16 protein-coding genes and 1 pseudogene are annotated in these 20,872 nt (G+C 44.5%); 8 read left to right on the forward strand and 9 right to left on the reverse strand.

Features of this window, described 5'->3' with window-relative positions; translation table 11 throughout:
• Nucleotides 1-10 precede the first annotated feature (10 nt).
• The 5 genes and pseudogenes from X794_RS00380 to X794_RS00405 all read left to right on the forward strand — a co-directional run.
• Complete coding sequence (locus tag X794_RS00380) at nucleotides 11-2,107, forward strand: AIPR family protein (protein ID WP_202965043.1); 2,097 nt, start codon at nucleotides 11-13, stop codon at nucleotides 2,105-2,107.
• Nucleotides 2,108-2,231: 124 nt separating this feature from the next.
• Nucleotides 2,232-3,815, forward strand: a complete 1,584-nt coding sequence (locus X794_RS00385; RefSeq protein WP_041344430.1) for a DNA cytosine methyltransferase — start codon at nucleotides 2,232-2,234, stop codon at nucleotides 3,813-3,815.
• Nucleotides 3,815-4,231, forward strand: coding sequence for a very short patch repair endonuclease (locus tag X794_RS07475; protein ID WP_041344432.1), 417 nt, complete (start codon nucleotides 3,815-3,817; stop codon nucleotides 4,229-4,231). Before X794_RS00385 ends, X794_RS07475 begins: the two co-directional genes overlap by 1 nt.
• A gap of 184 nt (nucleotides 4,232-4,415) precedes the next feature.
• Nucleotides 4,416-5,509 (forward strand): IS3 family transposase gene (locus tag X794_RS00400; RefSeq protein ID WP_148311185.1). Its coding sequence is split into 2 segments (ribosomal slippage): nucleotides 4,416-4,668 and nucleotides 4,668-5,509, totalling 1,095 coding nucleotides; the frame shifts between segments, so codons are not numbered across the junction.
• A gap of 93 nt (nucleotides 5,510-5,602) precedes the next feature.
• Nucleotides 5,603-6,504: pseudogene (locus X794_RS00405) on the forward strand (IS3 family transposase); the annotation flags it as partial.
• A gap of 26 nt (nucleotides 6,505-6,530) precedes the next feature.
• Here the strand turns inward: X794_RS00405 and X794_RS00410 are convergent.
• The 3 genes from X794_RS00410 to X794_RS00420 all read right to left on the reverse strand — a co-directional run bounded on the left by X794_RS00410 (nucleotide 6,531) and on the right by X794_RS00420 (nucleotide 8,964).
• Nucleotides 6,531-7,115, reverse strand: a complete 585-nt coding sequence (locus X794_RS00410; RefSeq protein WP_052471051.1) for a response regulator transcription factor — start codon at nucleotides 7,113-7,115, stop codon at nucleotides 6,531-6,533.
• A 144-nt stretch (nucleotides 7,116-7,259) separates the two neighbouring features.
• The gene (locus X794_RS00415; protein WP_041344436.1) at nucleotides 7,260-7,526 is read right to left on the reverse strand and encodes a hypothetical protein; all 267 of its coding nucleotides are present in this window, start codon (nucleotides 7,524-7,526) and stop codon (nucleotides 7,260-7,262) included.
• 31 nt (nucleotides 7,527-7,557) lie between these two features.
• Nucleotides 7,558-8,964, reverse strand: coding sequence for a reductive dehalogenase (locus tag X794_RS00420; RefSeq protein WP_041344437.1), 1,407 nt, complete (start codon nucleotides 8,962-8,964; stop codon nucleotides 7,558-7,560).
• Nucleotides 8,965-9,279: 315 nt separating this feature from the next.
• Between X794_RS00420 and X794_RS00425 the strand changes: the two genes are divergently transcribed.
• Entirely contained in the window at nucleotides 9,280-10,401 is a 1,122-nt protein-coding gene (locus X794_RS00425) for a PAS domain-containing sensor histidine kinase (RefSeq protein ID WP_041344438.1), read from the forward strand.
• Nucleotides 10,402-10,405: 4 nt separating this feature from the next.
• Entirely contained in the window at nucleotides 10,406-11,095 is a 690-nt protein-coding gene (locus X794_RS00430; protein WP_041344440.1) for a response regulator transcription factor, read from the forward strand.
• 506 nt (nucleotides 11,096-11,601) lie between these two features.
• Here the strand turns inward: X794_RS00430 and X794_RS00435 are convergent.
• From X794_RS00435 to X794_RS00460, 6 genes are all read right to left on the reverse strand, one after another.
• A complete protein-coding gene (locus X794_RS00435) occupies nucleotides 11,602-11,910 on the reverse strand; it encodes a ferritin family protein (protein ID WP_011308733.1) in 309 nt (102 codons plus the stop codon).
• Nucleotides 11,911-12,098: 188 nt separating this feature from the next.
• The gene (locus X794_RS00440; protein WP_041344441.1) at nucleotides 12,099-13,244 is read right to left on the reverse strand and encodes an NTP transferase domain-containing protein; all 1,146 of its coding nucleotides are present in this window, start codon (nucleotides 13,242-13,244) and stop codon (nucleotides 12,099-12,101) included.
• The gene (locus X794_RS00445; protein ID WP_011308735.1) at nucleotides 13,245-13,934 is read right to left on the reverse strand and encodes a hypothetical protein; all 690 of its coding nucleotides are present in this window, start codon (nucleotides 13,932-13,934) and stop codon (nucleotides 13,245-13,247) included.
• 22 nt (nucleotides 13,935-13,956) lie between these two features.
• The gene (locus tag X794_RS00450) at nucleotides 13,957-17,169 is read right to left on the reverse strand and encodes a molybdopterin-dependent oxidoreductase (RefSeq protein ID WP_041344443.1); all 3,213 of its coding nucleotides are present in this window, start codon (nucleotides 17,167-17,169) and stop codon (nucleotides 13,957-13,959) included.
• Nucleotides 17,162-18,343: an NrfD/PsrC family molybdoenzyme membrane anchor subunit gene (gene nrfD, locus X794_RS00455; RefSeq protein ID WP_011928748.1), complete on the reverse strand. Its 1,182-nt coding sequence runs from the start codon at nucleotides 18,341-18,343 to the stop codon at nucleotides 17,162-17,164. The genes X794_RS00450 and nrfD overlap by 8 nt, the downstream gene beginning before the upstream one ends.
• A 20-nt stretch (nucleotides 18,344-18,363) precedes the next feature.
• Nucleotides 18,364-19,302, reverse strand: coding sequence for a 4Fe-4S dicluster domain-containing protein (locus X794_RS00460; RefSeq protein ID WP_011308738.1), 939 nt, complete (start codon nucleotides 19,300-19,302; stop codon nucleotides 18,364-18,366).
• 480 nt (nucleotides 19,303-19,782) lie between these two features.
• On the opposite strand from X794_RS00460, the gene X794_RS00465 reads away from it, so the two are divergent.
• A complete protein-coding gene (locus X794_RS00465) occupies nucleotides 19,783-20,769 on the forward strand; it encodes an Mrp/NBP35 family ATP-binding protein (protein WP_011308739.1) in 987 nt (328 codons plus the stop codon).
• The last annotated feature ends 103 nt before the right edge of the window (nucleotides 20,770-20,872 follow it).

Genomic DNA, 20,872 nt, shown 5'->3' on the forward strand with positions numbered 1-20,872 from the left:
AAGAATAAGTATGGCTATAGAACTTTCCGAATATAGAAAGAGTTTTCTTGAATCTGCAAAAGCAAGAGCAGCAGGCAAAGAAGACGGAGCCATTGCATCTTTTATAGATGAAGCTGCCTCATCGTTACTGGAAATAGGAGCAATCCCTGATTATGAATTAGCATTTTATACGGGTACTGGGCAGAAGAACAGAAAGCTCAGAGTAGACGGTTATGCATTGGATGAATATGATTGGACAGCCTCTCTCTTCATTGCTGATTTTAGTGGAGAAGAAGAGTCTGATACTCTTACACGTACTCAGGCTGTGCAGGTTTTAACGCGATTAGAAGCTTTCATTGAAGAAGCAGTGTATGGCAATCTATCTAACCAAATGGAGATTAGTCGTCCAGCTTATGATATATTGGATATGCTTCGTATTCATAGAACTGAGATACGAAAGATAAGACTATTTTTATTAACGGATAAAATAGCTAGCGAAAGAATTGAGAGCTTACCACAAAATGATTTTCATGGTATCCCGTTAGAATATCATATCTGGGATATGGCACGGTTTCATCGCATTTATGTTTCAACATCTGGCCGTGATGAGTTGGATATCAACCTATGTGAATATTTGCCTCAAGGAGTCCCATGTCTTGAAGCTCATAGTGCTAGGACTGAAACATATCGTAGTTATCTCTGTGTTATTCCAGGTATAGTCTTAGCAGATATATATGACAAATACGGAAGTCGTTTACTTGAAGGAAATGTAAGATCATTTCTTAATACAAAGGTTGCTGTAAATAAAAAGATTCGCGAAACCATCCTTCGATATCCTGAAATGTTCTTTGCATATAACAACGGAATTGCCGCTACGGCAACTGATGTTGAAGTGAAAGATGGGAATGAGGGCTTGTTTGTCACTCGAGTTAAAGATTTACAGATTGTGAACGGTGGTCAAACAACTGCATCAATTTCTACCGCTCGTTATCGTGATAAGGTTGACATTAGCAAAATATTTGTTCAGATGAAGTTAACAAAAATAGATCCTGAAAAAGCGGATAAAATTATACCTAATATTTCACGCTCTTCCAATAGCCAGAACCGTGTCAGTGAAGCAGATTTCTTTGCTAATTCTCCTTTCCACATTCGCATGGAGCAAATCTCCAGACGAATGTTTGCTCCGGCAGTTGGTGGAGCTCAATATGAAACTCACTGGTTTTACGAGAGAGCTCGCGGTCAATATCTTCAGGAACAGTCTCGAAAGACTAGTACTGAAAAAAGCAAGTTTCAGATACAGAATCCAAAAGTACAATTAATAACTAAAACTGATCTCGCAAAGTATCATAATTCGTGGTTTGGTGTCCCTCATAAAGTAAGTATGGGTGCTCAGAAGAATTTTCTTGTTTTTGCCGAACGTATTACAGATGCTTGGGATAAGAATGACATTGATTTCAACGACATTTATTTTCAAGAGTCAGTTGCGTTAGCTATCCTGTTCCGTCAAACAGAAAAATTAGTTAGCATTCAATCTTGGTATGAAAAGGGCTATAGGGCAAACATTGTAACCTATTCGATTGCATTACTTGCTTATTTAATAAAGAAAGGATTTCCTGATCGAAGTTTTGATTTTCACTCTGTTTGGGAAAAACAGATAATAGACGGTTATTTGGAACGTCAGATGACTATTCTCGCTAAAAGTGTATTCGATGTACTTACTGCAGAGAATAGAGGGATACAAAATGTAACTGAGTGGAGTAAGCGGGAAGCTTGTTGGGAACGTGTAAAAGGTCTACAAATACAACTCCTTCCGGAAGCTGAAAACTGGCTTGCTGATAAAGAAGACGTTCGTAGCTTGTCTCGCTCGGCTAAAAAAGAACAGAAAGTGATGAACGGAATTGAAGCACAGATTTTCGTAGTTAATCTGGGTGCACAATACTGGCAGGATATGTTGCAGTGGGCATCCCTAAAAGGGCTTATAGCATCCCAGGAAGAACAAGACATGCTGACCGTAGCCACAAAGATGCGACCTAATTCACTACCTAATTCACTACCTAATTCGTACCAATGCAGGAGACTACAGGAAATTCGTAATAAAATGCTGTCAGAAGGGTTTAAAGAATCGTAGATGCTTTTGAATTGCTCTAAACCGGAATGATTCGGATGCAAATATTTCTTGAACTTCATGGATCAGAAACAGTACTTAAACATATCAATACCCCAATAATATAGATATTTTAGGAAATTTTAAAGTGCTAGATAGGTCACAAGAAATTAGAGTTATAGATCTCTTTGCTGGGCCAGGTGGATTAGGAGAAGGCTTTGCTTCCTTTAAAAACGGTAATTACGATCCGTTTAAAATCGTACTTTCGATAGAAAAAGATCCTATCGCATTCAAAACACTACAATTACGTAGCTTTTTCCGTCAATTCAAGAAAGGTGATGTCCCAGACGAGTATTACCAATATCTACGTGGTGAGATAAAAGGAAGCACTCTCTTTAAACGATATCCTGCGGAATACAAAAGAGCGAAGCAAGCAACATGGCTTTTAGAATTAGGTAGCAGTAATGCGTCACCGAAAAAGGTAAACGAGCGTATCAATGCTGCACTCGATGGTTCAAATAATTGGGTTTTAATAGGTGGGCCTCCTTGTCAAGCATTCTCCCTGATAGGGAGAGTGAAAATAAAGAGCGACAGTGAAAAGAAACAGAAGGACTTTGACAAAGACCACCGCCACTTTCTTTATAGAGAATACTTGAAAATAATTGCTACGCATAAGCCTTCGGTCTTTGTCATGGAGAACGTGCCGGGTATCCTGTCTTCCAAAGTTAATGGTACTAACACTTTCGAAAGAATACTCAGCGACCTCAAAAATCCAGACAAGGCTATATCCGTATTGAACGGATATCCTACACAGAACAATAAAGAGTCCCTGACATACAATATCTATTCTCTGGTGAGACCGTCCGAAAACGCAAACGAACTGCAACCGGCAGATTATATCATCAAATCAGAGAGTTATGGTATACCCCAAGCCAGACATCGGGTCATCCTGCTTGGAATCCGTTCTGATATTCAGACCAGACCGGGCCAGCTTGCTCAATCCAGTTTACCTATTTCAATGTGGGAAGCAATCTCAGGTTTAGCAAAAATACGCAGTAAGTTATCGAAAGAGCCTGATTCTAATGATTTGTGGAAGTCAGTTCTCCATTCTATTCCCCAGTACAAATGGTTTGATGATTCAAAGTTAGAAGAGCCACTAAAGGAAATGCTGAAAAAGGCTTGTATAAATGACGAAACTCCAAATAACACTGGAGCTGAATTCATACCCGGTGCGGTGCAAGTCAAGTTTCGGCCTGAGTGGTTTGGTGACAGGCGAATTAAAGGACAATGTAATCATTCATCTCGAAGTCACATTAGGGGAGATCTACAACGTTATTTCTTCGCAAGTTGCTTCGCCGAAGTTTATGGTCGTTCTCCCAAAATTGGTGATTTTCCGAAAGAGCTACTACCGAAACATGCGAACGTTCAAAAGGCAATAGAAGAGAGCCTATTTTCTGACCGGTTTCGAGTGCAGGTTAGATACAAACCATCGACCACTATAACATCGCATATCTCGAAAGACGGCCATTATTACATCCATCCTGATGTTCAACAATGCCGAAGCTTGACGGTAAGAGAAGCTGCAAGATTGCAGACATTTCCCGACAACTACCTTTTTGAAGGTCCGAGAACTGAGCAATACCACCAAGTTGGTAATGCAGTCCCTCCGTTATTAGCCAATCAAATAGCCAAAGTAGTATATCGTCTTTTCACAAAGTATCAGAAAGAATAATGGACAAACTTTCGCCAGCTAGACGTAGTTGGAATATGTCTAGGATTCAGTCACGGAACACCAAACCAGAAATATTGGTGCGGTCAATGCTACATCGGCTTGGGTATCGATTCAGAATTCATATGCAGGGTCTACCCGGCCAACCCGATATTGTTCTTCGACGACATCTTGCGATCATATTGGTCCATGGGTGCTTCTGGCATCGACACAAAGGATGTAAATTAGCATACACACCAAAGTCACGCTTGGAATTCTGGGAACGTAAATTTGATGAGAACATCCGTCGGGATGAAGAAGTTATGAGGGAACTTGTCAAAATGGGTTGGAGAGTCTTAACCATTTGGGAATGCCAAATAACTGACCCCAAGGAACTTCAAGACAGACTTATTCACTTCATGAAAGAAGAACAAGAATAAGCCATCTTTCATCTGCCCACAGCATCATCTTATTCAGCGAGGGCGATTGCTGCTCTTGACCTGCCCCCGATAGTGATACCACTTTTTAAGTAGTTACCGTTGCTATTGGTCTGCTCCCCGAAAATTGATCCAGGCAAAGTGAGACTTTTATGGGATAATCACACAATGATTGGAGGAGTATTCAATGAAGAGTTCACGGTATTCGGCGGAGCAAGTAGCCTTCTCCATGAGGCAGGCTGAAACGGGGACGCCAGTTCTTGAGATCTGCCGTAAGATGGGCATTGTTGAACAGACCTTCTACCGCTGGAAGAAGAAATATACCGGCATGGGCGTGGCCGAGGTAAGGAAACTGCGGGTCTTAGAAGAAGAGAACCGCAAATTGAAACAGTTGGTAGCTGATCTTTCCTTGGACAAACAGATGCTCCAGGACGTACTAAGAAAAAAAGCTTAAAGCCTGCCGAACTACGAACACAGTGCGAAGTACTTGAGGTATGCTACGAGGTTAGTGAGCGCCGGGTGTGCCAGGTGCTCCAGTTTAGCCGGTCAAGTTATCGTTATGAAAGTGTCGCTGACGAGCAGGCTCTACTGAGACTCAGGATCAGGGATTTGGCTTATGCCCGTGTAAGTTATGGCTATCGGCGGCTTCATGTGCTTTTGCAAAGAGAAGGCTGGAAAATCAATCATAAGCGGGTTTATCGTCTCTACAAAGAAGCGGGGTTGATGATGCGACCGAAGAGGCACAGGAGGCATGTTTCCTGCTGCCGGCGAATGGAAAGGCTGAAGTCCATGGCGCCCAATGATGGTTGGAGTATGGATTTCATGAGCGATGAACTGTATGACGGACGTCGTATCCGGCTCTTAACGTTAGTCGATAACTTTACCCGTGAGAATCTGGCTATAGAGGTTGATGTGCACCTTAGTGGGCACCGGGTGGCCGAGGTTTTGATGCGTCTGGGTGAAGAGCGGACGCTACCTAAAACCATCAGGGTGGACAATGGTCCGGAGTTTATCAGTAAATCACTCGATCAATGGGCTTACCTTAACGGCGTGGCGTTGGACTTCAGTCGACCTGGCAAACCTACTGACAATGCCTTTATCGAAGCCTTCAATGGACTGCTCAGGCAAGAATGCCTGAACGAGAATTGGTTTATGTCCCTGGAAGATGCCAGGGGGAAAGTAGAGGTTTGGCGTCAGGAGTATAATAGTCACAGACCACATGGGGCACTTGGCAACTTAAGCCCTCTGGAGTTTGCCAGAGTCAAGGAGTCGGTCGCTTAGAAACCATAAAAGTCTCTCTATACTTGGTACTGAAAGTGGGGCAAGACCAAATGAGCGCTGTACTAACTTAAAAAATGGTATCACTATCGGGGGCAGGTCATGGCCGATCTTTCACTCGATAAGGCCATATTGAAGGAGGCGTCCCGGGGAAACTCCTAAGCCCGTCCCAAAGGCGACAAGTGATAGCCAAAGTGCGTATCAGCCTTGGAATCTCTGAAAGACGGGCTTGTCAGGTGCTGGGTCAAGCCAGATCAACACAGCGCCGTAAAGAATCGATTACCGACGACGAAGCGAAGCTTACGCTACGAATAATTGAACTGGCCAGCAAATACGGACGATACGGGTATCGGAGAATCACGGCGATTTTGCAAATAGCTGGTTGGAGAGTGAATCACAAAAGAGTCGAACGGATCTGGAGAAAGGAAGGGCTGAAGGTGCCCCAGAAGCAACCCAAGCGCGGTAGACTATGGCTAAATGATGGTTCCTGCATCAGGTTGCGCCCCGAGCATAAGGATCATGTTTGGAGCTACGATTTCGTGGCCGAGAGGACGGTAAACGGCCGGGCGTTCCGGATATTGAATATCATTGATGAGTACACTCGCGAGTGCCTGGCGATGAAGATTGGCCGGCGGATCACCTCCCAGGAGGTCATTGATAAGCTGTTCGAGCTATTCCTCTTGAGAGGCATCCCGGAAAACATCAGGTCGGACAACGGCCCGGAATTCACGGCCAAGCAAATCAGGAAATGGCTGAATAGGATCGGTGTAAATACTTTGTTCATTGAGCCGGGAAGCCCCTGGGAGAACGGTTACATAGAATCATTCAACGGGAAACTGAGAGACGAACTGCTCAACCGGGAAATATTTTTTACCCTTACCGAGGCAAAAGTATTGATTGAAGAATGGAGGAAAGACTACAATCAAATACGCCCGCACAGCGCATTGGGTTACAGACCACCGGCTCCAGAGGCCGTAATGAGCGCTGTACTAACTTAACAAGTGGTACAACTAATGGGGGCAGGTCACACCCTAAGACAACACCTCGCATTATCAAGCTCATCACCCCATATTTCATTCGCTAAGTTAGAATAAGTAACCGGATGCTTGAATTCATCCATCAGCTTACCTAATATCTGGCATTCAGTATGGGTCAGGGGTATATTTTTACGATTGTATTTTAAGCTGAGTTTAGATGTTTCCAGATAAAATGGACCGGCACTTAAGATAATATCATTATTATTATTTTGCTGATTACGAATGATAGCCCTTGTACGTGCAATCAACTCAAGTGGTCGTACTGGTTTAACCAAATATTCATCAGCCCCCAGCATTAGTGCTTTAATGATAGAAGATTCATCATGAATCAAGGTCAATATAATAATGGGAATATGTGAAAAAAGCCTTACTTGCTTAATTAGCTGAAAACCATCCATATCACTGAGTGTTAATTCGCTTATTAGTAAATCAGGGAATTGATTCTCTAGCACATCCAGAGCTTCATTACCAGTGCCGACAGATAGTACGGTATCTTCCGGATTTGATGCCTTAAGGGATAGCTTGAAATATTCAGTAGCATTTTGATCAGGATCAACAAAAACTAACTTCATATCTATATATCTCCCCGTACATAAACATATTTTAAGATGAGATTTATGATATTGCGGCTGTGTATAATTGGAAATTCGAATAAAAGTAGAGGGGGAAGCTAGCTTCCCCCTCTTTTCGTATGACTTTTGCAGTCCAAATTACAGTTATTTGACTCTTCTAATTACCAATTGCCATGTAAGTGCAAGCAATATTACCGCTGGCAAACCAGTAACCAGAAGGAAGAAATATGCCGCCTTTGGCTCTAGTTCGGTGAAGCTTCCCAGAAAATTTTGTAATGTGAATACGAGCAAAAACAGACCGATTATTCCGATTACCCATTCATACCAATTCAAGGCTAATCCTTTATTCTTGGTCCAATTAACTAGCCAATAGGATAATATACCCAAAACAAACCCAATGATTACCCACATATAAATATCTCCTTAAATATTTGTTAAAAATCTAGTAACGCCTAAGATTTCCTGGTCGTTCTTCGTCCCACCATGAGTCCATATCATCTCGCATCCCATACCCGAAGAAATCATCCATAGTGCGGAAGAATCCGTTAAACAAAGGAGTGCTTGCCACAGTGGCCTTAACAACCTCATGGATAGCCGCATCATCAAATTTTGTGAAAACACAAGAACCCTGGCATATACCACAGCCAAACGTATCACCTTGTAACCAGTACTTAAAACACGATGCATAGTTGTTCTTGAAACCTTTTATACCAGGATTATTCCAAGGGCCTGTCACGCAATCCCAAGAAGGTTCGGATGCTTTGTTTATCGAAGATGAGGGGCAAACTTCAGCACATTTCTTACAAGTGCTGCAAAATTTAAACATACCCGCATCTATAGGATTTGTAGGTGCTAATGGCAAATCAGTAAAGACCACAGTTGACTGTCTTACTGTTGCACCATATTCCGGCGATATCATAAAACTGGCACGGGAAGATTCACCAAGTCCACTGAGAACCCCAAATCCAGTAACCATTGCATTAAATGTATTTCCGGCTAACCCCTGATAGCCGAGGCCTTTCAAAAATTGCTGGGTAAAGCCTTCCATGATAATTAAGTCAGAGTATCCTCTCGCAAAACCAGCAACTCCTAAGGGTGTAGTCGTGCGTCTTGAAAGTTCATTTGATTGTGCAACTGTATAGACAATAGCCCATTTACATTTGTTAGGGATAACTATTTTAGTAGTAGTTTCGTAACCTTTATCTACATCTTCGAATACTATTTCCCTGGCACCAGATTGTAAGATTGGTGTAGACATTGTGCCATAAGACAGTATAAGCTTTTTGGTTTTTGCATCAAGCGGCAGGAAAGCCACCTGATAAGCGCCAAGATGTACTAAAGCGGCACGAAGTGTTTTACTGTTTTCCTCTGGTGTAGCTTCCCATTTGGGTAGGGCTGCCCATCTCGCATCAGATTCAAATTCTCTATAAAACAACGCATTCATTACCGGACCGGTCCAGCTGCTATAGGTTAAACTGCCGCCTTGATAAAGCCAACAAGTTTGACTAAGGGATCTATCCCGCATCCGATATCCAGGTTTATTATCTAATGTGCCTTGATCCCAACGGTTCCATTGCGCTTGTTGTAATTGCTGTGCCTCTTGCGGATCGATAACAATAGATTTGCGTACATCGTATCGCTCAAGCTTATCCCAATCAATCTCCATCGTAGGTTCATCTGTTTGCTTGACATACCAAGGGCGCTTCCATGTTGCGGGTGCACTGCTTGAGACTTCATCCAGATCATGAAAAACAGGACTAACAGCACTTGCTACTCCAATGCTTGCACCTGCTAGACCCACCGCTTTCATAAAATCTCGGCGTGAAATGGTAGAATGAAATTCAGACATAACTCCTCCTCCTGATTATTTCTTAAACGATATCAGATAGGGGATTACATTCTGCTAACTTATAACGCCGAATACATTACAAAATGGTAATACGATTTAGTAATTCTTTGGTATATAATATATTTTAGTTATACTTTCCAGATAATTTATACCAATCAAGCGAATATAAACGCTGAATGCAATTAACTGTAAAAACCAATAATTTTCAGGGATAACTTTTTGTTAGGTCCATACCTTGAGGCTATTTAATACAACGGCTGTGTCTTAGTTAGTTCATTCCAGAATAAACTTAAAATCATTATGAGAATATTTGTTATGAAAATTGAAAATCGTAAAGATAAGCAAAAAGATCCCTTCCAATACTTTTTTGATCATTGCATTGATGGATTGGCAATAGTTGATTGTTCTTGTATACCAATTGAATCAGGGAAATACCTCTTGGTGAATAAAAGTTTATGTAAAATGTTAGGATATACTAAAGCAGAACTTCTAAAAATGTCACCTGCCGAAATCGCAGCACCTGACCAAATGACGAAGCATATAGAACGTGTGAAAACCCTGAACACAAATTCAAAACTGTGTTTTGAAACAGTCTGTATCACGAAATTTGGTGAAAGGTATCCAACAGAGTTAACCGTAAGTCTGAGTAAATATAACAAAAAAGTTTCTGCTTTCAGCGTGTACAGGAATATCAGTGAAAGAAAATCCCTGGAAAGTCACTTAAAACAGCAATACAATGAAGCCAAACAAAGACTTCAAACTAATAAGGCATTTGTCCGAGGCATGATACATGAATTGAAAACACCCATAACATCTCTCTTGGGGCTTAGCGAAATCCTCTCAAAATCTTTAGTTAATGATCCTAAATTAAAGGTATTAGCAAGGAATTGTTTACTAAGTACAAAAAAACTCGATAAAAGAATTTCGGATTTAATCGATCTTGTCAAAGGTGAGATCGGAATACTTCAAATTAAGCCAAAAGCTGTTGATATATCTGGTCTACTGCAAGATATTGTTTCCCAAAGGCAACTTGAAGCGAAGAAACATGGTCTTGAAATCGAATTGGAAATAAAATCCGCCCCCAGCATTTTATGGGCAGATGAAGACCGATTGATACAAATAATTGATAATTTGCTTAGCAATTCAATAAAATTCACTAAACCCAACGGACAAATACGAATAACAAGTGATGTTATTGGCACTACAGAAATAATCACGGTTGAGGATAATGGTTGCGGTATCCCTATGAAAGATCAAAAGGTAATTTTTGAACCATACAGTGTTAATCTGCGGAGTAAAGATAATCTCAGCGGGTTTGGAATGGGTTTATCTCTGACAAAAATGCTGGTTAATCTACATGGCGGTACGATTTCTCTTTCAAGCAGAGTCCATAAAGGTACCCGTGTTTCATTCACGCTACCATTTCAAGTAGGATAGGTGTATGAAAGTACTTTTAGTAGAAGATGACTCCGGGATTATCGAATACATTTGCTTTGCTTTTGGCATAGGCTGGCCTAATTGTCAGATTATAACAACCAGCACAGGAGAACAGGCTATAGACTTAGCAGAACAAGAAACTCCCGATATTGTAATATTGGACATAGGGCTACCAGATATTTCTGGATTCGATGTTATAAAAGAAATCAGGAAATTTTCCGATGTCCCCATTCTCATAACATCTGTGCGAGACAGTGAGCAGGATATTGTGAAAGGCATTCAGCTCGGAGCAGATGAATATGTTGTAAAACCGTTCGGTCAGCTCGAACTTATTGCTCGAGTTAAGGCACTGATACGCAGAAACTCACATAATCTTGGATCTCCGATCGTAAAGGGAACACTCTCCTTCAATCCAATATCTGGTGAATTATTTAATAAATCAAAAAGGATTATTTTAACTAAAACGGAAAGTATCATTATAGGAATTCTCCTTAAGAATTCACCAGAACTAGCCACTTTCTCAGAGCTATCAGAGGCGATTTGGGGGGAAGAATACGATGGTGCAATTGAAGCATTGAGGGTATACATTAATCGTTTACGCTCAAAGATCGAAACAGACCATCAAAATCCTGTTGTTATTGTCACAAAACTTGGCAAAGGTTATTGCCTTGAAAATGTTTCTTCAAAAATCTAGTCTCATAACAAGCTCTATTCTATTAATAAATGCGCTTTTACTTGGCTAATACCGCTGCAGATTGATGCTAAAAGTAAGAACAAATTCCTTAAGAGTTCTATCTACTGCCACCCCAGCTCCACCATAAAGCTAAAAGCGCTGTCGGTAGCCAAAAATGAATGCTTTCTTACCATTTAACTACATCGGGTTCTCACGAACAGCCCCAAGCTAAAACCTACCATTTAACTAATTTCAAAAACCTTTCCGGAAGGCTGAATGCCAATGGTTCAGGTTTTAACTTGATTTAATGGAGAGAGTTGTTGATAAGGCTGCAGACTGTGGAGTATATAAATGGGTGGAGTTTTGATTTCTACCCATTTATATATTCCGGGTGCTTAAAAGCAATAATTTATGTTCACTACAGTACACCGCACCCCAGCATATACTGAATGAAGGCCTTAAAACCTGTCAGTAGTGAAGCTATTGACTAACTCACACAGAAACAAATTATTACTGCACAAGGTCAGTTATTTGTTCTTGCGTTTCTCTATTTCCTCTTCGACTTCCTTTGCTCCATCAGCGTAAAAATTCTCTTCGTCAGGGGCAAGTTCCTTTAAGAGTCTGAGAAATTCACCGGCGTGCACCTTTTCTTCATTGGCAATATCCCGGAGTACTTCTATGGCTAGCCTGTTGGTAGTGGATTCGGCTAGTTGCATATAAAGCTGTATCGCTTCATATTCGGCTGCTACCATAAATCTTATCGCCCGTATAAGCTCTTCGTTACTTAGGGGTTGGCCTTTAGCCATTCCGGAAAAGGGTGATCCAAACTCTGGCATTGTATCCTCCTGTGCACAATATTTTTATAACCATCTAATTATAATATATTCTTGTGCTCAATGGGACGGCTCTTTAGATTAAAAGTTGCATAGGCGAATCGCAATTGAATTTGGTTGGCGGGAGTAGCGGGATTACTTTCGGTAAGGGGACGGCAGGTTTTGAAGAATCAGGTTTTAGCTAAATACGGCTATATAGATTTGGTTTCTGCTATATTTCTGGCTTTTTCCAGATCTTCCGGGCGGTTTATATTGAAAAAGCTGCGGTGTTCAGGGTCAAAGCGGTTTATCTCAGCTTCTTCTATATATCTTGTTTTCAGGCAAGCCAGCAGGTCACTTACTGCAAATTTGCCCTCATTTATTAGCCCAAGGGCTTTTTCACCGGCTGATTTGGAGTAGATTGCATGGAGGGGTTCGGGTCTTTGCGCCAGTCTGGGTACTACAGCTTCGTAACCTTCAGCCTGTGCTCTCATGTATTCAAGGAGTGGCCGGTTAATAAAGGGCATGTCACAGGCTATTACCAAATTTAGCGGGGAATTTGACGCCATGAGACCGCTATAAATACCGGCTAGCGGCCCTTTATCCGGCAGGATATCCTGTATTATTTTGATACCGGCAAGCTGCCGGGTTTTGTCATCTGTTTTGCTGTAAGCAGTAACCACCAAAATTTCATCTCCGTAACCGGCAAGGTTGGCTATAGCCCTTTCAAGCAGAGTTTGCGAGTTTAAGGTGGCGGTTACTTTATTGCTGCCCAAACGGGTGCTTTTACCACCTGCCAGTATAATGCAGCTGATATCAACTGTGTCAGCCCTATTTTCAAAATAATGTGTGTGTATATCTGTGTCAGTCTGAGTGTCCTGTATTACAAAAATGTTGTTGGACTTGTCTGGTGCAAAGGCTGCCAGAAACTTTGAAAGCAGAGACTTGCGGACTACAGATATGGTATGAGGTGCCTTTTGGTAAGCTAGACGGGCGTGTTCAGCCAGCCCTTTGCCGGCTATCTCCAAGTGACCTATTTCATCAAGGAATATAACCGTGCAACCGGTTTGGATAGCCTCCTGTATGGCTTTGCCGGCAAAAGAAAGGCCGCTTTGGCAGATAGAGTACTTGCCAACCTTTTCTCCCGTGAATTCAGCCGGGGGGTGGGTAAGGCTGAAAATAGTCTCTGCAGAAGTGCGGATATCGGTAACCTTGTAACCGGTTTTGGTTGTTTCCTGAAACACAGGCCGGCAAATCACACCACCGGTTTTAAAACCGCACTCCTGCAGGTGTTTAGCATATCTTTGGCAATGTGAGCTTTTACCGCTGCCCACCTCTCCGGTGATAATAAGGTTCACCTAAGCTCCCAGATGAAATACTGCCGGAATAACCCAGCACGATACTACCGCAGCTGCTGAAGTTACGTAGTACAGGCGGGGATAGTTAGTTTTGAAATTTGCCAGTTTGGGCATACCGAATTTACCCAGATAGTATCCGGCTGCAAGAGTAATAGTACCGGCCAAGGCAACCGGCAAGCCGGTGCTTACGATGGTGTCTAGCTTGCCGGCCATATCAAGCATAGGCCATTTGCCCAGACCGAATACCGAGGCAATAACGGCATATAATACTATACCCAAAGCCCCTGCCAGAAAACCGGTGGTTATCTGGGCGAAAAGATGCTTTTCCATAGCCTTTTTGAAGATAAAAGCAATAGCCCCGAAGGCAACAGCCTCCATTATAATGGCTATGGCGGGGTTGATTACGTAAGCGGAAAATACCGGTTCGCCGAAAATAAAAGCAGAGAAGGGTTTGAAAGATGCCGCAATAATGCCCAGCAGGGGGACAAGGGCAGGTTTCTTGGTAATGCTCAGGAATATGGCCATTAGGGATATAGCCAGACCGCCCATAACTGCCCCTTGATTGGCAAAATGGATTGCGTGCAGGAAACCGCCAAGCGCCATTTCCAGAAGCCCCCATACAGAACCTATGACTGCCAGGGTCAGGCCTGTAGGGATACGGTTTTTTTCAGGGTTTAAATATGTGTTCACAGCTAGCCTCCTCGTGCTTTGGTTAGGTATTAACTTTTTCCAGTCTGACCTTGGTATCGTAAAAAACGGCACTGCCCCCAACGGTATCAACCAGACAGGTATTTTTCAGGTGCGGGTCTACCCTCATGGCGGCGTTGGCGTTTACACCCTTGGTTCGTTTTGTCTCGCCCGGAATCAACTGGCCGTCAATGGTAATATCCAGTCCGCCGTAGGCAAAGTGGCCGTACCCCAGTGAAAAGGCTATCACTCCGGGGCGGATACCCTGCATAATGCTGAGCTTGGCGTTCATGGGCCACTCCTGGCCATTCCGCAGGTTCCAGACACCCTTCGGATTGCTCTCGGAAACCACCCTGACTATATCTGTCTCAGTCAGCCCCAACCTGTCTGCATCCTGCTGGTTAATAAGGATAGTGTTTTCCGGCAGCAGGGGGTTCAGATAATAGTTGCTGGCGGTGGTGGGGGTGCGTGCAATCTCTCTGTAAGTGATTAAGCTCAGGTCATATCCGTTCTTTTCGTCATTCAGTTCCTGTCCGTAACAGTCACGTCCAGCCGTAATGTAGCAGGCATGACCGGGAATGGACTCACCCGTTTGCGAATTTTTAACTTCGGTGGTTTTTTCCAAAAACACATTGAACAGGCGGCCATATTTGTTGCCCAGCTGCTGATCGGCAGGATAACCCCCTTCATAGTCCTGGAAGCGGCCGCCCCGGTTCAGCATGTATACAACTTTTGGCCAGTTTTCGCCTGCCAAACTGCTCCAGCGTTCAAGGTTATAAATATTATCCGGCATATGGCGTCTGGCTTGGGTAAATATTCGTATTTCTTCTTCGTCTGCATCAGGTACTGCATCAGAGCCGTCAGCTTTTTCCCCGAAGGCCAGATTGGCAGCCATTCTCAGGTAGAGGTCATCAAAGTGGCTAAGGGGTATACCTTGTCCCAGCCCGTCAGGCCCGAATCCCGGCAAACCCATTTCTTCCGCCAGACCCAGCAGCATGGTTTCCATGGACAGGGGCATATCCTGACCGAAAACCTTTACTGTTTCCACCAAAGGGGCAATGGCGGGTTGCCTGACCGGCTGGGATTTGAAGGGAATAGTATTTTGGCTGCCGGCAAATTCCCAGCGTTCCATGTTGGTCAGATCCGGGAAAATGTAATCTGCATACATGGAGGTTTCACTTACGACAATGTCGGTAACAACCAGCAGGGGCAGTTTCTCCGGGTCCGTCAGGAATTCCAGAGCAGTATGCCCGGCTGGGACTACGTAAACAGGTGAACCCATGTGCAGGAAAAGGGCTTTGATAGGGTAGGGATAGGCATCTCCGGCAGAAGGAATAACCTCCTGATAAATATCTTCCGAAAGGGGATACCAGTTTCGCTTAGCCGGGTAACCTGTGCTCTGGTAAAGAGTGGTATCTTCGTAGATATTTCCGTGTCTGACAATGTTTACTCCGGAGGGTGTAAGCGCACCGGGTCTCATTTGTCCCAGATTGAACGGCCCGCCGGCTTTGCCGCCCTTGATATCATAGGCAGAGCCCTTTAGCATGCCGCCCTGCCAGTCATAGTTGCCTATCAGCATATTCAGGTTCCACCAGGCAAGGGAGTTGTAAAAACCGTTGGTATGCTGGCTGACACCCCGGTGGATATCTGCCGCCGCTTTTTTGCCGTGGCTGGTAAATTCACTGGCTATTTCGGCAAGGTCATCTGCCTTTACTCCGCAGATTTCCGCCCATTCCTCTATCGTATGGCTGGAAGCTTCGTCACGGAGTATTTGCAGGCTGCTTTTCACCCGCAAACCGTTTACAGTGGTATCTACCAGAAGCTCACCTTCAACTGCATTTACTTTATCGTTGGGATCAAACCGGGTAAACTGACCCTGTTTCATAACCAGCGGAGTATCAAAGCTGAAATTGCCCTGTTCCAAACCGATATCCGAAGCCCTTAGCAGTCTGGCAGCTCTGCCGGCGGCATCTATCTTCACCAGCCAGCTGGAACCGCTCCAGGTAGGTTCTCCGTCTGCATCAGCGGCGGCTTTGTTGGCATTTGCCAGATATCTGGCGTCATAGCGGCTGTTATCAAATATCCAGCGGATTAAAGCCAGTGCCAGTGCCCCTTCAGTACCGGGTTTGGCCGGAAGCCATTTCCATGCCTTGGAAGCGGCTTTGGAGAAACGCGGGTCAACTACGGCATATTTCATTCGTCCTGTATCCAAGCCTTCACTTATCCGCATGGAGCGGCTGGTCGGGCCAAAGCTGGCCTCAAAGGGGGACGCTCCGGTAAAAATAACAAATTCACTCTTGCCTATGTCGGCCATCCAGTAAAACTTTTCGCCTTCTGAAAATGACCCCGTGCCGGAATCAAACTGGGCACTTAGGGCTTTGGCTGATTGAAAAAGGCTACCCTGGCAGACGGCGGTATGCCCGTGAGCATTTACAGAGCCCATGGCGTCATTTGTAAAACGCTTGATGAAATCTACCCGTCCACCCTGTGTCCGCCCGAACATAAAGCAGAAGCCATTGTTCTTCGTCCCCAGGTCAGGGTGGTTGGGGTCTATAAATTTATCCAGATAATCTTTATGCTTCTCTTTGAAAACCGCAACCAGAGCTGACTTTTTGGTTGCGTCTTTTTCAGCCCAGATAGCGGTTATATCATTCTTGATGGCTTTTGTTATTTCGGGGGAACGCAGTGCCCAGATATCTTTTAAACCTTCAACTGTCCGGTTTTCTTCACCGGGCACGTTTGAAAACAGTTTGCCTCCGTTGGCTATTTCATCTATTGCCTGGGCAAAGGGAATGCTTATCCATTTGTTGGAGCCTCGGGGGCCGTCACGTTTTATTACTTTTACCAGACGGAACGGGTCATATGATGTTTGGGCACCCGAATGCCCTTTGGGGCAGATACTTGCATCAGTGAAGGCAGATGTTGTTACCGGGGTTTTGTAGTCCAGATGGGGCATCATATTCCACGGACTGAACGGGTTTCCGTCTACTTTGGCAATAACGCCGTCAATCAGTTTTACCTTTATACTGCATTGGGTGGCACACTGCTGGCAGGTACTGTAGATAATATCTTCAGCCTTGGATAAAGGGTAATCACTGCTGCCCAGTATCCGTCTGGGTTTTGTACCCAGGTCGCAGCCGGACAGCAGGGCAGTTCCTCCCAGCAGAGCTGAAACCTTTATAAAATTAGCCCGGGTTATGCCGCCTGAGGGGTTCTTTTCTGGTTTTTCTTTATTCATCACCGGTTTCCTCATTTCCAATTCTGACAGGTATCAGTTTCATCATCTTGGCAATAATGTAAAAGGCCAGAATGACGGCGGCAGTAATGCCCGCTGAAAGTGCCCATTCGGGCAGGGTGGGGATATAACTGTCTATGTATCTGCTATCTATGATGGGGCTGGACAAAAAGTCTGCCCCGGCCACTATTTGGGCCGGAATGATAAAGTTCAAACGGGCTACAGCCGCTCCCAGTAGTACCAGCACACCTATGGTAAGACCCCAGGCAGGTTTTTTGGATAAACCAGGTTTGGATAAGACTTTTATCAAAGCACCCAAAGCCACCACAATGCCCAGACCTATCTGAACTATCCAGAATCCATACCAGTATTGACCGAACATTATATAGTTGGCGGCTTCAATAGTCGGCGGGGTGGCGTCATATATGCCTACAAAAAGAACCGAACCTATAATGTACGTAATGGAGAGCAACAGGGCGATGGTGGAGATAGCCATGGTTTTGGCCAGACGCGGGTAACCGGGGCTGGTTTTATCTCCATACAAGGCGACTATTATGCGCGAGAGAGCAAATCCGGCCGACATACCGAAGATGGGGAAGAGTACCGGGAAAAGCCCCACACTCCAGAAGGAGTGGGAGGATTGGGTGCTAAGGGTAAAACCTACCGCACCACTGGCAATGACCGCTACCGGAAAGCCCAGAATCATCAGCCATTTTATTACGGGTTCTTTGCGGAAGGGTAAGCGTTTTTGAGGTATAAATAGAACCAGCAAAATTGCGGCTGTAGCCAGGGCAATAAGGGTATAAATCCAGACGGACCAAGCCAGCACTGAATCAAAGTTAGGGTGTAAAAATACGTTCATAACCCGTTCAGGGCGGCCTTCGTTGATAAGAATATGGATCAGACCTGCACCCAAGCTGGCTAGTGAAGCCAGCATGAATATTTTGCCGGTACCGGCAAAAGTTTTGACTTTAAAAAGCAGATCCAGAGATGCTATAAAAAACATACCGGCTGCGGTACTGGCAAAAAATACATAGAGTGCCATCCACAAGCCCCAAACTACGAAACTGCCCAGTCCGAGCATCTGCTGACCATTGTTGAGGAGCATCAGGAACCCCCAGACTCCGGCAGCAAGGGAAAGGATCAATATACCCAGTGCTATCCTTTTCCAATTCATGGTTTACCTTACTCCTCCCGTTAAAATAAATAATAAACTGAGGGGTCAGTGCCCAACTCTGATTTAAGCTGGATAATGCCCGGATTGGCTATAAGTTCCGAAACCAGACTGTCGGGGTCATTGGAGTCACCGAAGTAGTTTACCCGGCCGATACAGGTGGTAACACAGGCCGGCAACATGCCCTTTTCCAGACGGTGCAGGCAGAAATGGCATTTGCGGGCATTGCCGATAGGCGAATCCCGTTTGGGTGTGCGCGAATGTTCGTTGCCATATTCAAAATTGGAGGCGCTTTGCCAGACTCCGCCTTGCTCATAACCCAGCACCAGGCCGGAATCTTCAGGTTCGTCTTCCAGATAGTTGTCACCGTAATCCATAGTTCGGGCGGTATAGGGACAGGCTACGATGCAAAAACGGCAGCCTATACAGCGCTGGTAGTCAATAACCACTGTCCCGTCTGCCTGTTTAAAGGTAGCACCCACCGGGCAGACTTGGGTACAAGGGGGATTGTCACAGTGCATACAGGGACGGGGAGTGAAGCGTCTGGAAACGTTTGGGTACTGGCCTATTTCCTCGTCCATAACGAAACGGTATATTACCCCCGGAGGGAGCTTGTTTTCTGAAACACAGGCTTCGGTGCAGGCATGGCAGCCGACACACTTCCGCAGGTTGATTACCATAGCCCAGTGGCGTTCTGCGGCCGGTTTTTGCATTGCCCGGCGAAGTTCTGCCTGCATGCGGATTAACGGGTCTTCCTTGGTAGAGTTGGGGATAAAGGCTGTTTCTTCAGGAGGGAAGCTTACTGTAGAGGGTGGTGCCACAGCTGCCGAAAAATTTTGAGTGCGTTCGTCCAGCTTGGTTATTGCCGCTAGTCCCAGCACGCCGCCGGAACTTTTTATAAAATCCCTGCGTGTGGGCGGGTGGGTTGACCGGGTGGTTCCTTTTTTGCCTTTATCTGTCATCGCTTACTCCTGCCCTAGTTTATACTTATCTTACAAGATATCTTGTTAAGTTTGGCTGCTCTGGAGATTAGGGTTGATAGATATTGTGAGGCGTGTATTAAATTACTGGCGCAAAGAGTACTAGTCCTAAGGTACTAGTACCACCTGTTAGAGTATAATAAGATATAACCTTGTTGTCAATTTATTCGGGTATACTTTTGCTGTCATAAATAATAGGGCACAGTTTTTCAGGATGTATTTGGTATGACAGTGGGTGAAATACGTTTGGCGTTTGCCAAATTTGCTCGCGTTGACGCTCCTTTTATATTGGTATAATATTACTAATGGGCATATGCTCATAATAACAAAGCAATCTTTAGACTGCAAATTGAAGTTTTATTAGCGGGGGTGGTTCCTCTAAGAAAGCGAGTAAGCTTGGTTAGCGAATTTGGCAGTGTTAATGTATGGTTTAAATAAAATATGCAGGGGAATGTATAAATTATGTCTATTGAGCCTGAAATAAGGGAAACTCTGGGTAAAATAAATGTAGCCGCCAGCGGACGCACACTGGCAAACCTTAATCTTTTACGGGATATTGAGGTTAAGCCCGATAAAATAAAAATAAGTGTAGCCGGAGCCGGTTTATCAGCAAGCAGCCAGCAAATTTTGCGGCAGGATATAAGCCTGTGTCTAAAGCCGCTGCTTAATAAACAAACGCTGGAGATTGAATATATTTCCGTGCCCTTAAATGAACTCAACCATGTTAAGAAAGTAGTAGCCGTTATGAGCGGCAAGGGCGGTGTAGGCAAATCACTTATAACCGGTCTGTGTGCAGTGGCCTTAAACCGGCAAGGATACAGGGTGGGTATACTAGATGCTGACATAACCGGTTCCAGCATACCCAAAATGTTTGGTGCAAACCAGCACCTTGCGGGAAATGAGGAAGCTATTTTGCCGGCTCAATCCCGTGCGGGTATTTCTCTGGTTTCTACCAATTTGTTATTAACCAATCAGGATGACGCTGTTATCTGGCGCGGGCCTCTTATTTCCAAGATGATTAACCAGTTCTGGGATGATGTGCTCTGGGGCGAGCTGGATTATATGGTAGTTGATTTGCCTCCCGGAACCAGTGATGCATCCCTGACGGTATTACAGTCGCTTCCTATTTCGGGTATTCTGGTGGTATTTACTCCGCAAGGTTTGGTGGAGATGGTAGCCCGAAAGGCTGTCAGTATGGCGGAGAAAATGGGGAAACCCATTATCGGTTTAGTGGAGAATATGGCTTACCTGAAAGTCCCCGAACTGGATAAAAAGATTGAAGTCTTCGGAACAGGGCATGGGGAGGAACTGGCAAAGTCAATAGGCGTGCCTTTTATAGGGCAAATGCCTTTGGATCCAGCTCTGGCGGCTTTGTGTGACAGCGGGGATATTGAAAAATACCAGCACCCTCTGCTGGATGAATTGGAAGGAGCTATATCCCGGTCATAATATATATGCAAAAGGGGCAGACCGTGAGGTCTGCCCCCTATACTTTGAATTCAGGCACTATGGACGGCCAAGAGCGGGTTTAAACTATAGCTTGGGAGTTTGA

Origin of the sequence: Dehalococcoides mccartyi CG5, from assembly GCF_000830885.1 — a bacterium.
Lineage (GTDB): Bacteria > Chloroflexota > Dehalococcoidia > Dehalococcoidales > Dehalococcoidaceae > Dehalococcoides > Dehalococcoides mccartyi_B.

What these genes read in the sequence shown, in the direction of transcription:
- X794_RS00380 (WP_202965043.1), top strand. Translation starts at nt 11, where the DNA reads ATGGCTATAGAACTTTCCGAATATAGAAAGAGTTTTCTTGAATCTGCA.
- X794_RS00435 (WP_011308733.1), bottom strand. Translation starts at nt 11,910, where the DNA reads ATGCCAGAGTTTGGATCACCCTTTTCCGGAATGGCTAAAGGCCAACCC.
- X794_RS00450 (WP_041344443.1), bottom strand. Translation starts at nt 17,169, where the DNA reads ATGAATAAAGAAAAACCAGAAAAGAACCCCTCAGGCGGCATAACCCGG.
- X794_RS07475 (WP_041344432.1), top strand. Translation starts at nt 3,815, where the DNA reads ATGGACAAACTTTCGCCAGCTAGACGTAGTTGGAATATGTCTAGGATT.
- nrfD (WP_011928748.1), bottom strand. Translation starts at nt 18,343, where the DNA reads ATGAATTGGAAAAGGATAGCACTGGGTATATTGATCCTTTCCCTTGCT.
- X794_RS00460 (WP_011308738.1), bottom strand. Translation starts at nt 19,302, where the DNA reads ATGACAGATAAAGGCAAAAAAGGAACCACCCGGTCAACCCACCCGCCC.
- X794_RS00415 (WP_041344436.1), bottom strand. Translation starts at nt 7,526, where the DNA reads ATGTGGGTAATCATTGGGTTTGTTTTGGGTATATTATCCTATTGGCTA.
- X794_RS00410 (WP_052471051.1), bottom strand. Translation starts at nt 7,115, where the DNA reads ATGAAGTTAGTTTTTGTTGATCCTGATCAAAATGCTACTGAATATTTC.
- X794_RS00420 (WP_041344437.1), bottom strand. Translation starts at nt 8,964, where the DNA reads ATGTCTGAATTTCATTCTACCATTTCACGCCGAGATTTTATGAAAGCG.
- X794_RS00430 (WP_041344440.1), top strand. Translation starts at nt 10,406, where the DNA reads ATGAAAGTACTTTTAGTAGAAGATGACTCCGGGATTATCGAATACATT.
- X794_RS00425 (WP_041344438.1), top strand. Translation starts at nt 9,280, where the DNA reads ATGAAAATTGAAAATCGTAAAGATAAGCAAAAAGATCCCTTCCAATAC.
- X794_RS00465 (WP_011308739.1), top strand. Translation starts at nt 19,783, where the DNA reads ATGTCTATTGAGCCTGAAATAAGGGAAACTCTGGGTAAAATAAATGTA.